General features: G+C 57.1%; 18 protein-coding genes and 1 tRNA gene. 4 read left to right on the top strand and 15 right to left on the bottom strand.

All coding sequences use genetic code 11. The features are described from left to right. Positions 1-18: 18 nt before the first annotated feature. The 8 genes from ASG55_RS10000 to ASG55_RS09965 all read right to left on the bottom strand — a co-directional run bounded on the left by ASG55_RS10000 (position 19) and on the right by ASG55_RS09965 (position 6031). Positions 19-675: a DsbA family oxidoreductase gene (locus ASG55_RS10000; protein ID WP_056786046.1), complete on the bottom strand. Its 657-nt coding sequence runs from the start codon at positions 673-675 to the stop codon at positions 19-21. Further along, positions 672-887, bottom strand: coding sequence for a tautomerase family protein (locus ASG55_RS09995; protein ID WP_016774741.1), 216 nt, complete (start codon positions 885-887; stop codon positions 672-674). The genes ASG55_RS10000 and ASG55_RS09995 overlap by 4 nt, the downstream gene beginning before the upstream one ends. A 210-nt stretch (positions 888-1097) precedes the next feature. Continuing rightward, positions 1098-1565: an HvfA family oxazolone/thioamide-modified RiPP metallophore gene (locus tag ASG55_RS09990; RefSeq protein ID WP_041480354.1), complete on the bottom strand. Its 468-nt coding sequence runs from the start codon at positions 1563-1565 to the stop codon at positions 1098-1100. A 252-nt stretch (positions 1566-1817) separates the two neighbouring features. Continuing rightward, positions 1818-2609, bottom strand: a complete 792-nt coding sequence (locus tag ASG55_RS09985; RefSeq protein ID WP_056786043.1) for an HvfC family RiPP maturation protein — start codon at positions 2607-2609, stop codon at positions 1818-1820. Then, on the bottom strand, positions 2602-3486 hold the full coding sequence (locus ASG55_RS09980; RefSeq protein WP_056786040.1) for an HvfB family MNIO-type RiPP peptide maturase: 885 nt from the start codon (positions 3484-3486) through the stop codon (positions 2602-2604). Before ASG55_RS09980 ends, ASG55_RS09985 begins: the two co-directional genes overlap by 8 nt. A 113-nt stretch (positions 3487-3599) precedes the next feature. Then, on the bottom strand, positions 3600-4019 hold the full coding sequence (locus ASG55_RS09975; RefSeq protein ID WP_056786037.1) for an organic hydroperoxide resistance protein: 420 nt from the start codon (positions 4017-4019) through the stop codon (positions 3600-3602). Between the two features lie 61 nt (positions 4020-4080). Then, the gene (locus ASG55_RS09970) at positions 4081-4596 is read right to left on the bottom strand and encodes an HvfX family Cu-binding RiPP maturation protein (protein ID WP_056786035.1); all 516 of its coding nucleotides are present in this window, start codon (positions 4594-4596) and stop codon (positions 4081-4083) included. A gap of 373 nt (positions 4597-4969) precedes the next feature. Continuing rightward, positions 4970-6031 (bottom strand): SDR family oxidoreductase, encoded by a 1062-nt coding sequence (locus ASG55_RS09965; protein WP_056786033.1) that lies wholly within the window; start codon positions 6029-6031, stop codon positions 4970-4972. A gap of 102 nt (positions 6032-6133) precedes the next feature. Between ASG55_RS09965 and ASG55_RS09960 the strand changes: the two genes are divergently transcribed. Continuing rightward, positions 6134-6760 carry a dTMP kinase gene (locus tag ASG55_RS09960; protein ID WP_056786029.1) on the top strand — a complete coding sequence of 209 codons (627 nt, stop codon included), beginning with the start codon at positions 6134-6136 and terminating at the stop codon, positions 6758-6760. 120 nt (positions 6761-6880) lie between these two features. Here the strand turns inward: ASG55_RS09960 and ASG55_RS09955 are convergent, their stop codons facing one another. Beyond that, a complete protein-coding gene (locus ASG55_RS09955; RefSeq protein ID WP_156388178.1) occupies positions 6881-7993 on the bottom strand; it encodes a hypothetical protein in 1113 nt (370 codons plus the stop codon). A gap of 126 nt (positions 7994-8119) precedes the next feature. Beyond that, positions 8120-8461 carry a helix-turn-helix domain-containing protein gene (locus ASG55_RS09950; RefSeq protein WP_162245413.1) on the bottom strand — a complete coding sequence of 114 codons (342 nt, stop codon included), beginning with the start codon at positions 8459-8461 and terminating at the stop codon, positions 8120-8122. Between the two features lie 806 nt (positions 8462-9267). On the opposite strand from ASG55_RS09950, the gene ASG55_RS09940 reads away from it, so the two are divergent. From ASG55_RS09940 to ASG55_RS26290, 3 genes are all read left to right on the top strand, one after another. Beyond that, positions 9268-9579, top strand: a complete 312-nt coding sequence (locus tag ASG55_RS09940; protein WP_156388177.1) for a hypothetical protein — start codon at positions 9268-9270, stop codon at positions 9577-9579. A gap of 224 nt (positions 9580-9803) precedes the next feature. Continuing rightward, positions 9804-9878, top strand: a tRNA-Lys gene (locus tag ASG55_RS09935). Between the two features lie 25 nt (positions 9879-9903). Further along, positions 9904-12225 (top strand): hypothetical protein, encoded by a 2322-nt coding sequence (locus ASG55_RS26290; RefSeq protein ID WP_082530277.1) that lies wholly within the window; start codon positions 9904-9906, stop codon positions 12223-12225. A gap of 190 nt (positions 12226-12415) precedes the next feature. Here the strand turns inward: ASG55_RS26290 and ASG55_RS09930 are convergent, their stop codons facing one another. The 5 genes from ASG55_RS09930 to ASG55_RS09910 form a co-directional block, all read right to left on the bottom strand. Further along, positions 12416-12931: a cupin domain-containing protein gene (locus tag ASG55_RS09930; protein ID WP_056786019.1), complete on the bottom strand. Its 516-nt coding sequence runs from the start codon at positions 12929-12931 to the stop codon at positions 12416-12418. A gap of 103 nt (positions 12932-13034) precedes the next feature. Continuing rightward, positions 13035-15437: a TonB-dependent receptor gene (locus ASG55_RS09925; protein ID WP_056786017.1), complete on the bottom strand. Its 2403-nt coding sequence runs from the start codon at positions 15435-15437 to the stop codon at positions 13035-13037. Positions 15438-15504: 67 nt separating this feature from the next. Continuing rightward, complete coding sequence (locus ASG55_RS09920) at positions 15505-16455, bottom strand: FecR domain-containing protein (RefSeq protein WP_056786014.1); 951 nt, start codon at positions 16453-16455, stop codon at positions 15505-15507. Further along, a complete protein-coding gene (locus tag ASG55_RS09915) occupies positions 16455-16964 on the bottom strand; it encodes a sigma-70 family RNA polymerase sigma factor (protein WP_056786013.1) in 510 nt (169 codons plus the stop codon). Before ASG55_RS09915 ends, ASG55_RS09920 begins: the two co-directional genes overlap by 1 nt. Positions 16965-17045: 81 nt before the next feature. After that, on the bottom strand, positions 17046-17942 hold the full coding sequence (locus ASG55_RS09910) for a helix-turn-helix domain-containing protein (RefSeq protein WP_056786010.1): 897 nt from the start codon (positions 17940-17942) through the stop codon (positions 17046-17048). Positions 17943-17963 lie beyond the last annotated feature (21 nt).

Raw genomic sequence — 17963 nt, 5'->3', positions numbered from 1 at the left:
TGCAGTTAAGTCGCTTTGTCAGGCAGTGGCGGACTCTCGTGCGACTTGCCTGAGGATTTGTTCGTATTCCTTGACGGATAGCGATCCGGACACCAACTGACGGCCGTTCAGCACCATGGCCGGGACCGAGTTAATCCCGCGCTCAAGGTAAAAACTCTCAAGTTCACGGACCTCGAGAGCGAACGCCTCGCTAGTCAAAATCTCTCGGGCGCGGGTGGTTGAAAGTCCCGCTTCACCGGCCAGGCGCACCAATGTTTCGTGGTCGCTGGGGTTCTCGCCATTGGTGAAATAAGCCTCGATCAGGATTTTCTTCAGCGCGACCTGGCGGCCTTCCTGCACTGCCCAGAGCAGAAGTCGATGGGCATCGAAGGTGTTGTAGAAATGGCTGCGCTTGTCCAGGTCGAACTGAAAACCTATGGCATTGCCACGCGCGACGATCATTTCATTGCGCGAGGCGACTTCTTCGGCGCTGCGCCCGTATTTGCGCATCATGTGCTTGATGGCGTGCTCGCCCTCGGCCGGCATGTCCGGGTTCAGTTCGAACGGCTTGAAGGTCAGTTCTACGGCAACCTCGCCGGCAACGTTCGCGATGGCTTGTTCCAGCGCTGTGGCGCCGAGTGCGCACCAGGGGCACACCACATCCGACACAAAGTCGATACGGACGGGGAAAGTCATTTCTTCGACTCCGTCAGTTGTTGGCGGTACTCGGTGGTGGTAATTCCGGCATAGCCCCAGTTGTCGGTATCGACCTCTTCAATAACGATATGGGTGAGGTGCGGGTCCTTGTTGAGGACGGTTTGCATGGTTTTGGTGATCTCGGCGATGACTTGAGATTTCTGTTCTTTGGTAACGCCGTCGCGAGTGATACGAACGCTGATGAAAGGCATGGGATAAGTCTCCTGTAGGCACCCCATCGATATGAAGGGGAGCAGTGGGATCGACTTTAGAGTGTTGCGTTCAGGGGATAAATCAGGGGCGGAGAACATCACTTATAACGCTGTGTAATCAATCCGCATTTAACATTGAGCGCTTTGCAGAAAGTAGATCGCCCTCCCTGGCTGCAGGCGCGGGGAGGGCGAATGCTACGGCGGGAGGAATCAGTTCTGCGCTTTGCTCATGCGGGTAAATAGCTCGGTTGGGACTTTTTTGCCATTGGAGATGTACTGGTTGGTTCTGAACTTGTAGACCTCACCTTCCGAAAGAAAACCATCGTGGTTGGTGTCCATCGCTTTGAATTCTTCACCGCCCTGAGGTGCCACAGCCAGCAGCTCTTTAAGAGAGACGAGGCCATCATGGTCGGTATCTGTGCGAGCGAAAGAGTCGTCCCCACATTTGCCTTCACCGCACTTGCCCTCGGCAGTAGCCGACTTGTCGCTGGCTTCGCTGGCGCCGCATTTGCCTTCGCCACACTTGCCTTCGCCGGTTTTATCGGCCGATGCCAGTTGGTAGCCTTGGGGCAATGGCTCAACAGCAAAAGCGGCAGACGATGCCAGGCTCATACCACCGGCTAAAGCAATTGCGGCCAGGCCAAGACTGGTTTTGTTCGACATTGGTTTACGGTACATAGTGCTTCTCCAGATGCTTTGCGCGGCGACGCCGCGATTCATGCCACAGGGCGGATAGACCCTCAAGGAAGCTCGAGGCGAAGGGCGCAAGCGTCGTCCACTTCGACAGAGCGACCCTATTCGGGCAGGCCTATTTAGCGGGAGTCATGTATCGGTGATGTATCGGCGAGCGGAGCATTTGTAAGCCAATCCCAAGACTTCGCGTTTGGGTACATAGAGATACAAAAACTGACCTCAGCCTTTGCGCGTCAGTCAGGACAACAGCTTTAAAACGGGTGTCGCTGCTACCCCGACGACAGCTTGCTCATGCAGCTTGCGCAGCAGAGCCAGTGCGTCAGCGACGAAGCTGGTCACGTCTGATGCACCAGCCTCCGCAGCCAAAGCGTGCAACTGCGCTCGTCCATCCATGTCACGGAACTGCTCGATCCGCTGCAACAAACGGAACGCGAGAGGGCTGACCTGGGAGAATTGCACCTGGCCACTCGGCACACGGCTGATCAGCAGCAACGTCGGTTGTTCTGGCGGTTCAGAAGGCAAGTGGCCTGGGCCGAGACGATGTACGGCCCATGTGTAAGCCAGCGGCCAGACGAGCGGGGAAAGCCTGAGGGGACGATCGAGTAAATGCGCCGCATCACTGGGCTTTAAAGGCGCAGCGTCCAACTGTTGCAGCGCCATCTCCACCCACTCGTAATGAGCCAATTCAGGCAAGAACGGGTACCAAGGGTGTTCGTGACCGGGCGAGTCTTCCAGGCTCGCTACGAAGTCTACAAACTCACGAGCAATTTCTCCGAAGCGTGGTGTTTGCGCGCGGTAGTCACGCAAAAAACGTCGTACCAGCGCACGCCAACCGGCATCACCCAGCACGGCAATCAGCACCGGAAACGTTCCACCCAGCAACCCCAACAGATTGTTCAACACCAGGTTGAGGTAGACCTGCGCTCTTGCGGGATTCATCTGCGCAGGCGGCGCATAACTGTCCGGGTCACGCAGGTAACGGGTCAGCGCGAGCTGCTGACTGTGCAGACTTGAAGTGGAGTCAGCCATCGACAGTCACCCGCGCCAAAGCACCCGCGTCGCGTTGCAAGCGCTTGATGGTGTTCAACTCAGCCACCAGTTCGTCGTAGGACGGAAAGTTGAAATCGCGCTCCAGCAGGGTTGGCTTCACGCCGAAAAGGTCATAAGCCTGCCCCAGCAATGACCAGACTACCGGTTTGACCGACGCACCATGGGTGTCGATGATCAGGTCCTCGGCTTCGTCGTAATGCCCAGCCACGTGCATGGCGACTACGCGTTCGGGTTCCAGGCCGGCGAGGAAAACCGCTGGATCAAAGCGGTGGTTGACTGAGTTGACGTACACATTGTTAACGTCGAGCAACAGGTCGCAATCGGCCTCGCGGAGCACTGCATTGGTAAAAGCAAGTTCGTCCATGTCCTGATGAGCAGCGGCGTAGTAAGAGACGTTCTCTACAGCAAGACGACGACCGAGAATGTCCTGCGCACGACGGATGCGCGCCGCAACGTGATGAACGGCCTCCTCAGTGAATGGCAACGGCAGCAGGTCGTAGAGATGGCCATCGTCGCTGCAGTAACTCAGGTGTTCGCTATAGAACGGCACGTTGAAGCGATCGAGAAACCCGCGGACTTGCTCAAGAAAAGATTCGTCCAGCGGCGCACTGCCACCCAGCGAAAGTGACAAGCCGTGGCATGACAGCGGATAACGTTCAGCTAGCATCTGCAGGGCCGCTCCATGCGCGCCGCCGATGCCGATCCAGTTCTCTGGAGCAACCTCTAGAAAATCGAAATCACCGACTGGAGCGTCACGAAGCGTGTTGAGCAGCGCACGGCGCAACCCGAGCCCGACGGTCGCCGCAGGGGGAAGCTGTGGATCTAAATGCGTTGATGATGAAGTGTTCGTTTGCATGAGCTAAATACTCCGATTCGACGTCTGAAACGCCCGATCCACGCCACCTCCACGGTCACCTATGGCAGCCGGGCGGGCATGGATCGGGCGGTTGAAACCCGCCACGGTTCTGCTCAAACGAGGTTGATCACCACGTTGATGTTGTTCCGCGTCGCTTTGGAGTACGGGCATGTCTGGTGTGCGGTATCGATCAGGTCTTGGGCGACGTTGCGATCCAGCCCGGGAAGGAAGACGTTGAGGCGAGCCTGGAGGAAATACGCACCATCTGTTGTGCCTAGATCCACTTCGGCGTCGACGGCAAGGTCACCCGGGAGGGTGACTTTCAGCTTGCTCGCCGCAATCCCCATCGCGCCGATAAAACAGGCCGACCAACCTGCGGCGAACAACTGCTCTGGGTTGGTACCGGCGCCAGAGGTGCCAGGCGATGACAGCTTTATATCCAGTCGGCCATCGTCACTGAGGGCGGTGCCATTGCGTCCACCCGAAGAGGTATGGACTTTGCCGGTGTACAGCACTTTATCAATATGGGTCATGGTGAAACTCCTGATTAACTAGCGGGGGTTGAGAGCGATAACCTCGGTGACGCGATAACACTCAGCGTGCATTCAAACGCTTGAGATACCGACCGATGAATGCATCCAGGCTTAGCTTGCCGGCGCCTGTGAATACCAGTGGCAGAAGGGCTACGAGGTAGATCAAAGGAAGTTTGAAATTGCCGTAGCCTTTGTTGGTGATGGAGTAGCCCATAGCCAGTTCGCTCAACGTCGACCACTCTGCTGGCCAGTGAACTGCGGCAGTTGCCACGACGGTTACCACTATGAGGATCAGTGCCGAAAGACGTGTTCCCAGACCTACAAGCAAAGCGATGGAACAGAGCAGTTCTGCCCACATGGACAACTGCCAATTGAACGTAGCCGGCAGCTGATTGAAGGGAAAAGGAAAGGCCCCTTGAATGCTCGGGAACCAGTTCTCACCGTTCCACTTTTCCCATCCCGCTTCAAAAAACTCCCAGGCCAGAAAAACGCGCAGGCTCACAGGGGCGATCCAGTCTCCAGCGCGATCGAGGTTAAGTTGCAGCCGATTCAAGACCGATAACGCGTTTGTTTGCATGGGTTTAATCCTCCTACTTGTCGTCAAGAAAGTGGAAGCCCTTCAGGTGCTCCCAATGACAGGTGTCAGGCACAGGAGCACTGCGCTGGCCGTGGGCGCAGTTCATCGTGCTGGTGTATCTCGCTTGTGTCTGAGGGGGCGGGAAGATCAATGTTGTGTAACGTGTTTGCGTCCGTACACACTTGGATACAGAGCGATACCTGTGGAAGGCGCTATTTTGGAGTTGGGATATACGATCGGCTGCGTTCTGCCGGTGACTGGCAGGAGGATTTCACAGGGCGAATGAAAGTCGCAGATGTGGGGGGCGAGGGCGTGGAAATGACTGTTGAATGAGGGGGCACGCCAGGTGCCCACCTTATCTGTCTGGAACCGCCTAGGGGATCAAGCGCATCTCCCGCAGTTTGTCGAACACGTCGAAAAATGCCTGATCGCTCGCCTGGTAGGCAGTGAAGCCCATCAGGCGGCTTTTCGACATATCCGTGACCACTTCGATGGGGCGGCCAAGGTCGGCATCGGTATGCCATGGGGAAATCAGACGTCCAATGTCGGACTCTTTCAAACCGTGCTCCGCGACTATTTGCGTCCATACGGCTTGATCGTCAGCCATCTGCTTTTCAAGGGGTGAGGCTGAAGCGGGATAATCGGCAGCAGGCAGGTCGAAGTATTCGGCAATTCGGCTCCACATCCATTTCCAGCGGAATATATCGCCATTGGTGATATTGAATGCCTGATTCGCCGCAGCCGGCGTGGTGGCCGCCCACAGTTGTTGTTTCGCCAATTGCCGCGCATCGGTCATGTCGGTGAGGCTGTCCCACTGCACTTTTGATCCTGGAAATACGAAAGGGCGATTGGTGTGTTTGCAAATCGAGGCATAGACGGCGAGGGTGGTTGCCATGTTCATCGCGTTGCCCACGGCCACCCCAGTGACGGTATGCGGGCGATGAACGCTCCAGGTGAAACCGTCCTTTTCCGCAGCGGCGAAGAGTTCGTCTTCTTGGGCGTAATAGAAATTCTCGACATTCAGACGACCCTGCTCTTCGCGAAACGGTGTCTGCGGCAGGCTGCCTTCACCATAGGCTTCGAACGGGCCGAGGTAGTGTTTAAGGCCGGTAACCAGTGCTACGTGTTTGACGCTTTTCGCTGGGCGAATGGCGGCGAGGACGTTGCGCACCATGGCGGCATTGACGCGAATGTTCTCCGCTTCCGTGGCTTGGCGTGACCATGTGGTAATGAACACATGCGTGGGTTTCACATCCCTCAGCGCCTGTTCCAAAGAGGCTGGATCCTGAAGGTCCGCCGCGACAGGGATCACGCCTTGAAGTTGAGATGGATGCCTCGACAGCGCGGCGACCTGCCACTGGTTGTCGATAAGTAACTGGGTGATGGCGCTGCCGACAATGCCGCTGGCGCCCACGACTAGAGCTGTCTGGGTCATAGGTTTCTCCTGAATTCAGGTTTGGGAGTCCGCCTGAGCAGAAGAGGTTCAACCTGAAAATCCGTTAGAGTGTTCACCACTTCCCGTTAAAGCCTGTGAACAATGACTCGTCCGCTGTTTGTTTCCCTTGATGGCCCCAAAGGCGTCGGCAAAACCTCGCTGTTGGAGGCCATCACTGAAGTCCTGAGGGCAGACAACCAGAAAGTCATCCGACTCTGCGAGAAAAAAAGCGACCCGTTCAGGGGCGAGACAATGCACTTGGTGAACCGGCTCGTCCGCCATCCTGACAGGAATCTGGAACTGGAAGTTTGCCAACGCCTGGCTGACAGCCGCCGCTGGATTTCCCGAAACGTGCTGACCAGACAACCCACCGACAGCATCATCCTGATCGATCGCTGGTATCCATCCGATGCGGCGTTTCGCCGGATAGTCCCGTTTGCTGAAATCCTGCAATTAAACCGTGATCGCAACGTTCAGGTGCCCGACCTGCATGTTGGCGTGGTCACGGCGGCGGAGATTTCGTGGGCGAGGGCGGGGGCGCGACGGCGTGGCTTGAGCAGTACTGTGCTTCGCGGTCTGGAGGAGCATGTCGACTGTACCCAGGCTTTTGAACAAGTCGCTGCCGATCAGGGTTGGTTTATTTGCCGCAATGAGGGAACGATCGAGGAGGCGACGGGGCGGGTGGTAGGGGAGATTAATCGGGTGATGAGCCGCCTGCGCGTTCCTTAGCGCCAGTCCCTCAAGGCAGATCACGGTCGACTAAGACAGGCAGCGCGGAAAGTGCCATTGCACAAAAAAACGGGGCTCCAGCGTTGCGAATATGTGCTGGAGCCCCGTATTTATGGGCTATCAGTCGAAACTCAGTTCCTGAGTCTTGATGTGATTGGCCACTGCGCCAGAGATGGCGTCGAAGATTGCTTTTTCATTGTTGCTGTAGACCTCCATGTCGAGATCCAGGGTAATGGCAGCGCTGCGGATCAATACACCTTCATGGTGGTAGCTGACAAACAGTGAGTGCCAGTCTGTGAATTCCACATCCAACACGAGGTAAACCACTGTCACCGAAGCCATGCCCTGGTCGTTCTTGATGGGGCCAAAGGCGACAGTCGTGCGGCCGTCCTTAGTGCTTGCCTTGTTCCACCAGAAGGTCATGAAGTCGTGGGTGCCCGAATCGTTGGGATCCTTGGCCAAGAGCGTCGCGAGCTGCTTGAAACTCTCGAGTTCCGTCGCTCCCAGATACGTGCCAACGATGGTGGTCAGCAAACTACCGATGTCCACGTCACCTGAAGAGACATCCTGCCTGACCTGGCCGCCACTCGCTGCCTTTACGGTAAAGCCCAGATCGGTCAGTTGGTAAACCACAGCATCGAACCATTGCTTCGTCTGCAGATAGTCCGTATTGGTGATGTCCACGCCCTTGTTTTTCAGGACGGCGCGCGCAGCCCCCTGTGCGTAGAGGTTCAGGTGGGAGTATGCGCTGACCTGCTCCGGGGTAGCATCGGTCATGGCATAAACCAACTGCGAGTCGATGGCTGTGACGTCGATTGTCGTCGTAGTTCCACCGGTTAGTACGCTGCCCAGCTTCGGCGGCGCAAGGGCAGGCCAAGCGCAGGTGATGATCCTGCTCGTAAACCCCACACCATCGCGAAGATAGGCTTGACGAGAGCGCCAGTCGGGATGGGAAGTGCGGTCGATAGTGAAAGGGACGTCACGCAAGCCTTCGGGAGGGTTACCTATGGACTTGTCGATTGCCACGTTGAGTCTCTTCAGAAGCCCGTCGCACTCGCATTTCGCGAAAACATTCAGATGGTAGTTCAGGCCTTCTGTGTTGGTGACTTGCACGTGAGCACCAGCCCCCAGGGCCGCTTGGCAAGTTGAGATGTTCCGACCGAAAAGGCTGAACGTTTTCTGGGACTCGAACTTCACTTCTACATCAGCTTTTGCAGATTCCTTAGTGCACATGATGATCTCCAGCTCATACCCAGGCGTCATTGCTTGGGCATCTAGAAGTTATCAATATCGGCCCCTTCGTGAAGCTCAGTCGGTTGAGCAGGGCTCACGAATTGCCCTGAAAATATTGCGTGGCGCTCAAGGTGCTGGAGTAGTCACTTCATCAAGAAACTTGGCGAGGTTACGAACATCGTTGTCGGCCATTCTTTCAATCACGTCCGCGAGCGTTTTGCGATGCGGCGCGTCATGCATGGCGCCGAGCGAGTGCTGTCCACGGCCGAGCAGAAGCCAATCGGCATTGACGTTCAGCTCGACGCACAGCTTGGCGAAGTTCTCCATACTGATTGGCTCTGAACGAAACCACCGACTGAGGGCGCTGTCCGTCACACCGATTCGGTGTGACAGCGCGTAGAGTTTTGGAAACCCACGAAGGGTATATGCGAACTGAAGTCTCTCGCCGTAGCTTTTGATGCCATGCATTTCCATATCTTTCTTCGTCCTTTACTCGGAGAGGCATCGAAAGCTTCAGAAGTCCGCAGCCTCTCCGGGTTTAAGGCGGGTGAAGCCCCCAAGAGCGAATCGAGTGTGGTGAGAGGCACATGTCAGCGCGCCAACGATTGCTCTCGGCCATGCTAAAGACGAACTCATGTGCAGTGATATGAACTTTGCCGACTGAGAGCTCAGGTAGGTGTCCGGCCAAGGTGATTTTCTGGTTCGAGCGATTATGGCCTGAGCGCCAGCCAACGACTTGGTTATAGAGGGTAGGGCTAGCGAAAATGAGGTCGCGGCAGAGCTTCTGGATGACCAGGGGCGGACTGCCGCAATCTACCGGCTGGACGTTTCAGCAGCTGATAATAAGCTCGGCGGCCAGGCATTCGCTGCCATGGTTGAGGCTATTCTGGATTTCGACCCGGCTCTCGTTATGGGCACAGAAGAGGCTCAGTTTGGAATTGGCCATGATGGAGCGCTAACCAACGCGCATCTGCAGTATGCGAGGCTGAGGCGCTATGGGGATCGGTTTCACCGCGCGCTCACACAGATATCTCAGCGGCCGTTAACAACCTTGAAGAGTGATCGCACGTCGGTAAGTGCGCACACGGTCAAGCGGTTGGACTCCGCATCCGTGCATAAGGCACTCAGAGGGCCGACGGGACAGGCACTCTTGCATCCTGCCAGCACTCAGCGTCCGGCCTTGAATACTGTTCGCTTTGAGGTCAGCAGATCTTACGAGGAAGAGGACAATCCGGCCAATCAGGCCATTGGACTCGCCTTCGACGAAGCGCTTCTTGGTTTTCGACGCGAAGTATCGCAGCGCCCGCGCCAGCGTCCTGGATGCAATGGAGTCAGCGCACATTTATCACGACAGTCTCCAGTGGAAGGGCATCAAGCCTGACGTTTCATTGCTGCTGATACCTAGGGCAGACAAAGTAACGGCGCTTATCAGCCCGACTTATCATGCGGACTATGGGGTCGGAGCCTGGCAAATCAATGCAGAATCAGAAGGGGAGGCACTGGGGATCGAACTCAAACGAATTCTGAGTGCAATACCAATCGCGGCCGCTCCAGCCCGTACAATTGCTATTGGAACGGCGAAGTAATCGATTGCGCAGAGTAGCGCTAAACTCGCTGACAATCCCGCAACCCGAAATAAAGGCGTCGGGCTCCAGGCGTATTGGTTCGCGACGCCGGTGCAAAGGACTCGATCGGACTGCGCTGGTCTTGACGACTCTTCCCGAGATCACCTGATTACGTTCAGGTTCACAAGCGGCAATGTTTTCGATCTTCACAATCGTTCAGCGCTGGTGGACAATCCGCGCTCTGTTCCGGGGTAGTTCAGCGGTAGAACACTCGGCTCTTAACCGGGTGGGCGCTGGTTCGAATCCAGCCCCCGGACCCACAACATCGCAGGCTCGGAAGAACTCATGCTCAGGGACGATAGGGAATCGAATGCGAATGCCGGCATAGGTGCCGGCTATGCAGCCTTTCAACTGTCTCGGGCACTCGCTGCATCGGGCCTCGACGATAACGGACAGACGAGCAAGCGCATCGAGCGCTGGCGCAATGTAATCGAGCACATATTGCAGGGATCTGCGTCGTATGGCTCACGAACTCCATTCGCGGATGTGCCTGAGTGGGTCACGCTGGAAGTCGCCACGGGTGGTTTTGCCACTGGGCAGTACATGGCCGGTGGCGCACTGACCGAGTACGAGCGACATTTGGCTGCTTCGATTCCTGGTATCCGTCCTGGCTTCGAGCGACTCGATCTCAACACTTGGCACCTTACGGAGGAGGGGATTGAGGTACTGCAAACGAAGCTGGCGAGCGGGGATTATCGAATCGAGGTGCCAGAAGAAGCTGCACTGCTGACGGTGGCCTGGTTGCTGGGGCAGCAACGTACAGAGAACGCATGGGATCTGGTTGAAGCGATAGCGCCTTTCTTTGAAGAGCTGCGATTCTTTCCGATGGCTTCTGACGGTTCGCCGCTTTCAGCAGGGCAAGTGCAGGTTTTTACTGTCGGTGATGTCAGAACCGTGCTTTCAAACCGCCCAGCACAGACGCGTCTGGCAGCGCAAAAACATGTCGTCGAGACTCGCTTGCCGCTCTACGATGCGGCGGTGTCGCTTTTCCTTTTGACGTATCAGGATGATTGGCCTTGCCGCCGGTATCCCCAGGGCTGGTTTGAGCAGGCGAATACTCTGAAGCGGCAGTTCGATGCTTCTTGTCCCAGCGCTCCGTGTGAAGCTGAAAACCGGCGGGATCGGGTAGGGGAGTTGTTTGCACTGCTGGGGGTTTGCGCCAGCGATGCGGCGTTGCTTACCGGACGACAAGTCGGACGAATTCGCAGGATCGTCGACGATTTCGTACGCAAGCATGGTCATCCCGAATCCGAGTCTCATCAAAAGCACAGAGACTCTCAACGCGGTCACGTGTCCGCACCCGGTCACCATCTATTTGCTAAAGCGGTTGCCGCACGTCTGAGCAGGTATCCCGGTTCGGACGGAGTTTCCGACTTTTCATCTCTGCTGCACCCCGTTACCTGCGAAGAAGCGACCGCATATTCGCTGTTAACAGGTATCGGCATTCCTCCTGATATTCGTCGACGCGTCGAGCGGTGTCGAAAGGGCACAATTGCCGAGTTGATCGATAAGGGATTGATTACATCCGGGGATACCGTGGCGCGGCTGCTGCCAGCGATAACGGCTGAGATCTGCAGTGCAGGATTTCGCGATATGTCGCTGCGGATGCTCTCTGTAGCAACCTATCGCGCCTTTCGACAACGCCGATCATTGTTGCTGTTGGATCTGCAAAGTCAGGTCAGGATGAATGAATTGCCGTGGGTGGCGGCTGTTGAGGACCAGCGAGAAACGGACGCGGTGGTCGCTGAGGCAGCGAAACAGTCCCTGATCCAATCCGCAGCAATGACTCTTTGCGCTTTTCCTCAAGCGATCCTGCCCAACAAACTCATTCAGGAATTTGCTGCGCTTGGTGCGATGGCCAAGCTGGATCTGCCTTTTGTGGAAGAGGTCGCCTCGGACATTTTCATGGGCGCTTTCTCGAACAAGTACATAAGAGCTGCCAGGCAGGCAGCATCTTTGACAGGTGGCACGCTATACGCCAATTACTACGACATTGATGCAAGCCAATTGGCGATGCTTCCTGATCAACCGAAATCCAGGCGGAAAAGGTTCTCCAGACCTGACGCTAGTTCCAGGGACGCATTGGCCAGATTGTGCTCCCAGCGGGCTGATGCGGGCCTGGGGACATGGCGACCGGCGACTAACGGGAAAATCATCGAGCAACAACAGATCCTGACGACGCAAAACCTTGCGCTGTTGTTTGGTGAGCTCGGGTTGAAGGCGCTGTTGCAGCATCGCCTGGCTTCGATGGCCGAGGAATGCTTCAGATGGATATGCGTACGCCAGCAGATGAAGTTGCGGTTTTATCACTCCAGCCTGGTGGTGATCAAAAATACGGCTTATGCCTGGCGGCAAATGGTCTTTTATCTAGCGATGCTCGATGAGGCAGAAATGCGTTTCGCGATTGAACGTATCGAAGCTCATTTCGCGATTCAGCCTAGTGCATTTCGTGAAAGGTTCCTGCCGGCGATTAGAGGATTGCGAGTAGCGGCTTCTGGCGCACCGTTGACCGAGGCTCGCCAAGCAAGCGAAGGTGCTCAGGTTTTTATCGGATGGACTACCGAGAGACATTGGTTGTTGAAGCAGCAAACGAATGGCGTTGCTTAGACTGAGAGGTTGGGAGTGGTGGATCTGATATCTAAAGCCTGAGGCCATTCGCATACATGATTTAACATAATATACATTACACGTAACAAGATGTTACAGGGTTAGCGTGGTTGCCCGAGAGATTTGAATCTGCGCGGTCGCTTCAAAACCAGCTTTCCCTGCAAACTGCATTTGTCCCAATCTACAACTCTCAATCTTCACCGCGCGTAAGCATTTCAATCAGCGCTCCATGCTGCGGATACTGTGCCGTGAGTTTTGCGCGATTACCGACTTCCATGTCCGCGAAATCAAACCCAGGCGAAACCGCTTCGCTGATCAAGCCAAAGCCATTCGAGCCTTCCAGCAATCGAGAGGCTTTCCAGATTCCACCCGGTACGTGCAATTGCAGTTGCTGACCAGCCAAAACATCGCTGCCCATCACCAGCGTTTGCAGTGAGCCGTCGGCGTGGATCAGGTTGTATTCGATGGCGTCGCCCAACTGAAAATAATGCAGGATGTCGGATTGGTTGAAATGAAACTGGCCCGCCGGCGATTGCTCAGTGAGCAGATAGTAGATCGAGGTCAGCAGATATCGCGTGCCTTGCTGCGTTTCGAGGCAGGCACGGTGATCGGCTTGATAGGTTCTGCGGTAATAACCGCCCTCGACATGGGGCTGTAGATTCAGCGCAGCAATCACATCTGTAGCATTCGGCTTGCGCTGAATCATGGCCTTCTCCGTTGCAGGTACGGTTTTTTGTTAGCTCAACTAAACGGTCATTTAGTGTAGTTAACGTATTTTCGACGACGATCGACGCACTTACCCTGCTCCGTTAGAAGTCTACCGTCGCCGACAGCAGATACGTTCGCGGCGTCGAAAGCGTCAATCCCGGCTCACTATCATCCGAGGCACCCGCCGAGCTCCAATAGCGTTTATCCAGCACGTTTTCGACATTTGCGCGCAAGGTGATCGTCTTCTCGTCCAACTTGAAAGCATAGCGTGTGCCGACGTCGAACCGTTCCCAAGAGTCGATTTCCTTGTCGTTCGACTGGTCCAGATACTGCGAACTCGAGTAAATACCACGGCTGGTCAAAGTCAGCCCCGGCACGCTCGGCACGTCCGACTCTGCACCAAGGTTGACGTTGTATTTCGGTGTTGCCGGTGCGCGGTTGCCGTCGAATGTACCGTTGGTGGTATCGGTCAGCTCGCTATCGATGTACATCACCCCGCCGAGCAATCGGAAGCCCTTCAGCGGTTCGCCAAACACGCTCAGTTCTACGCCGTTGTTTTCGCGTTTGCCGTTCGGGCCGAAGACTCGTGTGGTCGCATTGGTTTCGTAGGCAGGCTGTTTGATGCGGAACACCGCTGCCGTCAGGGCGTATGAGCCGGCGTCGTACTTGGCGCCGACTTCGACCTGGCGGCTGATGAATGGCGGGAAGATTTCGTCTTCGTTGATCGACGTCGATGGCGCGATCTTGCCTTGGCTCAGACCTTCCATGTAGTTGGCGTACAGCGAAAGTTTGTCCGTCGCCTTGAACAGAATCCCGCCCGACGGCGAGACCTTTTCTTCATCGTAGGCCGTGTCGCCCTTGATGCCGTCGCTCCAGTCATCGACTTTGACCCGCTGCCAGCGCGCACCCAGAGTCAGCAGCAGTCGATCATCGAAGAAACCGAGCGTGTCGGACAAGGCCACGCCGCTGAAGCGATTTTCGGTGTAGACCTTGGCGTCATTGCGGGTCGGCGTGCCGGGTCTGGCTATTTCCACCGGGTCGTAGAGATTGCTGCGCCCGGCCGCGTAACGGGCGCCGCCGTTTTCGAAGTCCATATAAAAGTAGTTGGCCGCCAGGTTCACTTCATGGCTGACCGGTCCGGTCTGGAACCAGTTACGCACCCCAGCGGTAGCCGTGCGAACGTTTTCGTCGCGAGTGAAGTCGCGCGGCTGGACGCTGAAGTCGCCGGCGTCATTGGTCACCGACACCGCGTGGCGCAAGAAGTCGTGATTGCTTTTGCGAGCGCCGACGCCGCCATACAGCATGACTGAATCGCTGACATCGAACTCGCCGTTGAGCGTGCCGAAAGTGTCTTTGGTTCGCGCCCGACTCCAGGGTTGCGCATAGTTATCGCGCACATCATTGGCGTTCGGCACCTTGGCATTGGCCGCGACTTGCACGCGTTCCTGCGGTGCGTCGGTGTCGCGCTCGGTGTGGCCGATATCGGTGGAAAGTCGCAAGCGTTCACCACGGAAATCCAGACCGAGTACCGCCATGTCGCGATCGACGCTCTGATGATCCCATTCGGTATCGCCGGACTGTTTGACCCCGTTGAAGCGCACCCCGAATTGATTGTCTTCGCCAAAACGCCGTCCGACATCCACTGCGCCGCCGACCTGGTTGTTGGAGGCGTAATTGGCCGTCAGCGAGGTGATCGGCTTGTCGGTCGCGCGTTTCGGCACGACGTTGATCCCCCCTCCTACACTGCCCCGTGGCGAAATCCCGTTGATCAATTGGCTCGGGCCTTTGAGGATGTCGACGCGATCGGCCATTTCCATGTCGATGGTGTAAGTCGGCAGGATTCCGTAGAGGCCGTTGTAGGCAACATCACTGTTGAACAGGCTGAAACCACGAATGGTGAATTGCTCATAGCGGCCACCGGCCGGGTTGGTGGCGCGTACCGAAGGGTCGGTACTGATCAGATCGCCGAGCGTGCGCGCCTGTTGGTTTTTCACCGTTTCGCTGGTGTAGGTGGTCATGCTGAACGGGGTTTCCATGAAATCCCTGGAACCCAACAACCCTTGCGAGCCACGCCGCGCGACCTGACCGCCAGCAAACACGTCGGCATCCGCTGAACCGCTCGCGCCGAGAATCGATGTCGGCGCAAGTTGCAAGGTGCTGCCTTGCGCTGCGGGCACCAGCGTATAAGCCTGATCGCCGACCGGTTGCAGCTGCAACCCCGAACCCAGCAACAACCGGCTGAACCCCTCCTCCACGCCATATTCACCGGACAAACCATTGCTGTTGCGGCCGCTGACCAGTGCCGGATCCACCGACAGATTGACGCCGGCGAGACCGGCGAAGCGCGTCAGCGCTGTACTCAGACTACCGGCCGGCACCTGATAACTGCGGCGACTGCCATCGTCGGCCCAGCTCGATTGGATCAACACGGGGCTGGCACTCAGGCTCAGCAAAAGGCTCAACTGCAACAACGGACGCAAACGACCTGGAAATACTGCGGGCATTGGAAGAAGCTCTCGATTTTGTTCACTTGCCTGGAATGACCAGCGAGGCGAAAAAAAGGGACAGGCTTCAGCCAGTTTTTTCCGCACGCGGTACCAGTGACACCCAAAATCGCGTTCGCGTATGCACATCGACGGGCAAACTGGCAGCCAGCAGTGCCAGCACTTGATCGGTATCGTCGAGGCGAAAGCTGCCAGTGACGCGCAGCGATTCCAGCGCCGGATCCCAGCGCAGAACACCCGAGCGGTAGCGACTCAGCTCGCGGAGGAAATCACCCAGCGGCTGGTTTTGCGCCATCACCACACCGTCGCGCCACCCGGGCATCAACGCATCGAACGCCGTCACCGCCCCGGCGCCCGAAGCTTGCAGGCTGACTTGCTGGCCTTGCTGCAATACCAGCGCCGGGCCGTGCAGTGGCTGCAATTGCACCGAACCACGCAGCACGCAGACCTGGCAATCGCGCGCATTGAGGCGCACCGAGATGTCGCTGTGTTTGACGATCATCCGTCCATAAGGCGCGTTGACGATAAAGGCTGAATCGCCTGCCGCGTTGAGCGCCATCTCGCCACGAATCAGCGTCAACTGACGTGCCGCCAGATCGACATTAACCGCGCTGTCGGTGTTGAGTTGCAATGAATAATCCTGGGCCAACTGCACTTTGCGCCGCTCGCCAGTGCTGGTGTGCAGGTCGGCGCGCCAGACCTCCAGCGGCAGCTCCCGACTGATCAACCACACCGCCGGCACTAGCGCTGCCACGCCCAAAGCACGCTTGAGAGCAGCGCGCCGCGCCGGATCCGGCCGGTCCAGCGTGGCCAGGGCAAGCGCCGGGGGCAAGCCTGCAAAGCGTTGACGCAGTTGTTGAATTTTCTGCCACGCGTTCTCGTGGCGACTGTCACTGGTACGCCAATGCTGCAATCGGGCGTGATCTTCATCACTGGCACCACCGGACTCGAGCAGTGCCAGCCATTGCGCCGCTGCCCGCGCCACTTCCCGCGTTTCCTCGCTGGGGGCAACGCGCATCACAGATCCACCAGCAAGCAATGCTCGTACGCCTGGGCCATGTAGCGTTTCACCGTGCGCTCGGAAACCTGCAAGCGCTCGGCAATCTCGCGGTAGCCAAGGCCCTCGAGTTGACTCCAAAGAAATGCCCGGCGCACGGGGCGCGGCAAGCCATCGAGCAATTCATCCAGCGCCTGCAAGGTTTCCAGCAGCAACCAGCGCTGCTCCGGCGACGGTGCGCACGCTTCCGGCAATTGCGCCAAGGCATCGAGGTAGGCTTTTTCCAGGTGGCGCCGCGTGTAGAAATTGCTCAGCAACCGTTTGCCGACGGTGAGCAGATAAGCGCGCGGCTCGCGCAACTCGGCCAGTGGCGGCGCGTTGCACAGGACGCGGACAAAGGTGTCTTGACTGAGGTCCGCCGCATCCCACGCATTGCCCATGCGCCGGCGCAGCCAGGTTTCCAGCCAGCCGCGATGCTCGCGGTACAACTGCTGCAGGCTTTGCTCCGACGGTGACGTGGCTTCAATCATCTCAAGAGACCCTGCGCGAAGGTAGATTCAAATGAGACTGATTCTATTTAACTTCTGCGAGGACACAAAGCCTTTTTCTGCTCAGCGCTTGAGCGTTTCGCTCGGCAGCTCCTTGAACAGCGCGCGGTAACTGCTGGAAAACCGCCCCAGATGCCAGAACGACCAGCGCATCGCCACTTCGGCAACGGTGGTTTCGCAAGGTCGGCGCTTGAGCAATTCACGGTGCGCACTGTTCAACCGCCTCAGGCGTAACCAATGGCTCGGGGTCATCCCGGTGTAGGCCTTGAAAGCTTGTTGCAACTGGCGCAGGGGTACGCCGGCAACGTGGGAAAGTTCGAGCAGATTGACCGTGTCTTCCGGCGAATCAGCCGCCCACTCCCCTACTCGCTTCATGATTTGGCGTTCGTTGTTGCGCTGCTGCAATCCTCCACGATCAAGACGGGTTTGAGCGTTGTCGAGGATGAACAGGCAGTCCTCGAGCAGTTGCCGAGTCAGGCGATCTTTATCAAGTGGATCAGCAGCTTGCGACAACTTCGTGAGAATCGAGCTTAGCCAGCCGCTGAACAAAGCGTTCTGTCCGCAGTTCAGCGGCGCCATGAACAAACCTTCGAGCTTTGCCACTTGCAAACCGTGCTCGCGGACAAAATCCGGACCGAACACCACAGCGATTTCCCGGTAGTTCTCCGGGGTGATCCAGATGTTGCGGCTCTCTTCGTTGAGCAGATACAGCGCGTTGTCGCTGCGATCGAAACAGAACGCCAGAGCCCCGGATGGCGCACTGAAGTTTTGCTCGACCCGGGTGTTCATCTGTTCTTCATAAACCTCGACGCCCTGCAGATCCAGATAGCGAATCTGCCCGGCGAAATGCCCCGGCGACATCTGCTGGTAATGCTGGACCCAGCCCGGTGTAGCGCGGATTTGCTCGGCCACGTCGGCGGTATTGAACGCTTGAACCTGAAGCGGATTGCACGTTGTCATGGGGTGACCCTGCGCACTCTT

The organism is Pseudomonas sp. Leaf434 (assembly GCF_001425545.1).
Lineage (GTDB): Bacteria > Pseudomonadota > Gammaproteobacteria > Pseudomonadales > Pseudomonadaceae > Aquipseudomonas > Aquipseudomonas siliginis.
The sequence above is the reverse complement of the archived record's forward strand: the minus strand, read 5'-3'. Positions and strand labels throughout refer to the sequence as shown.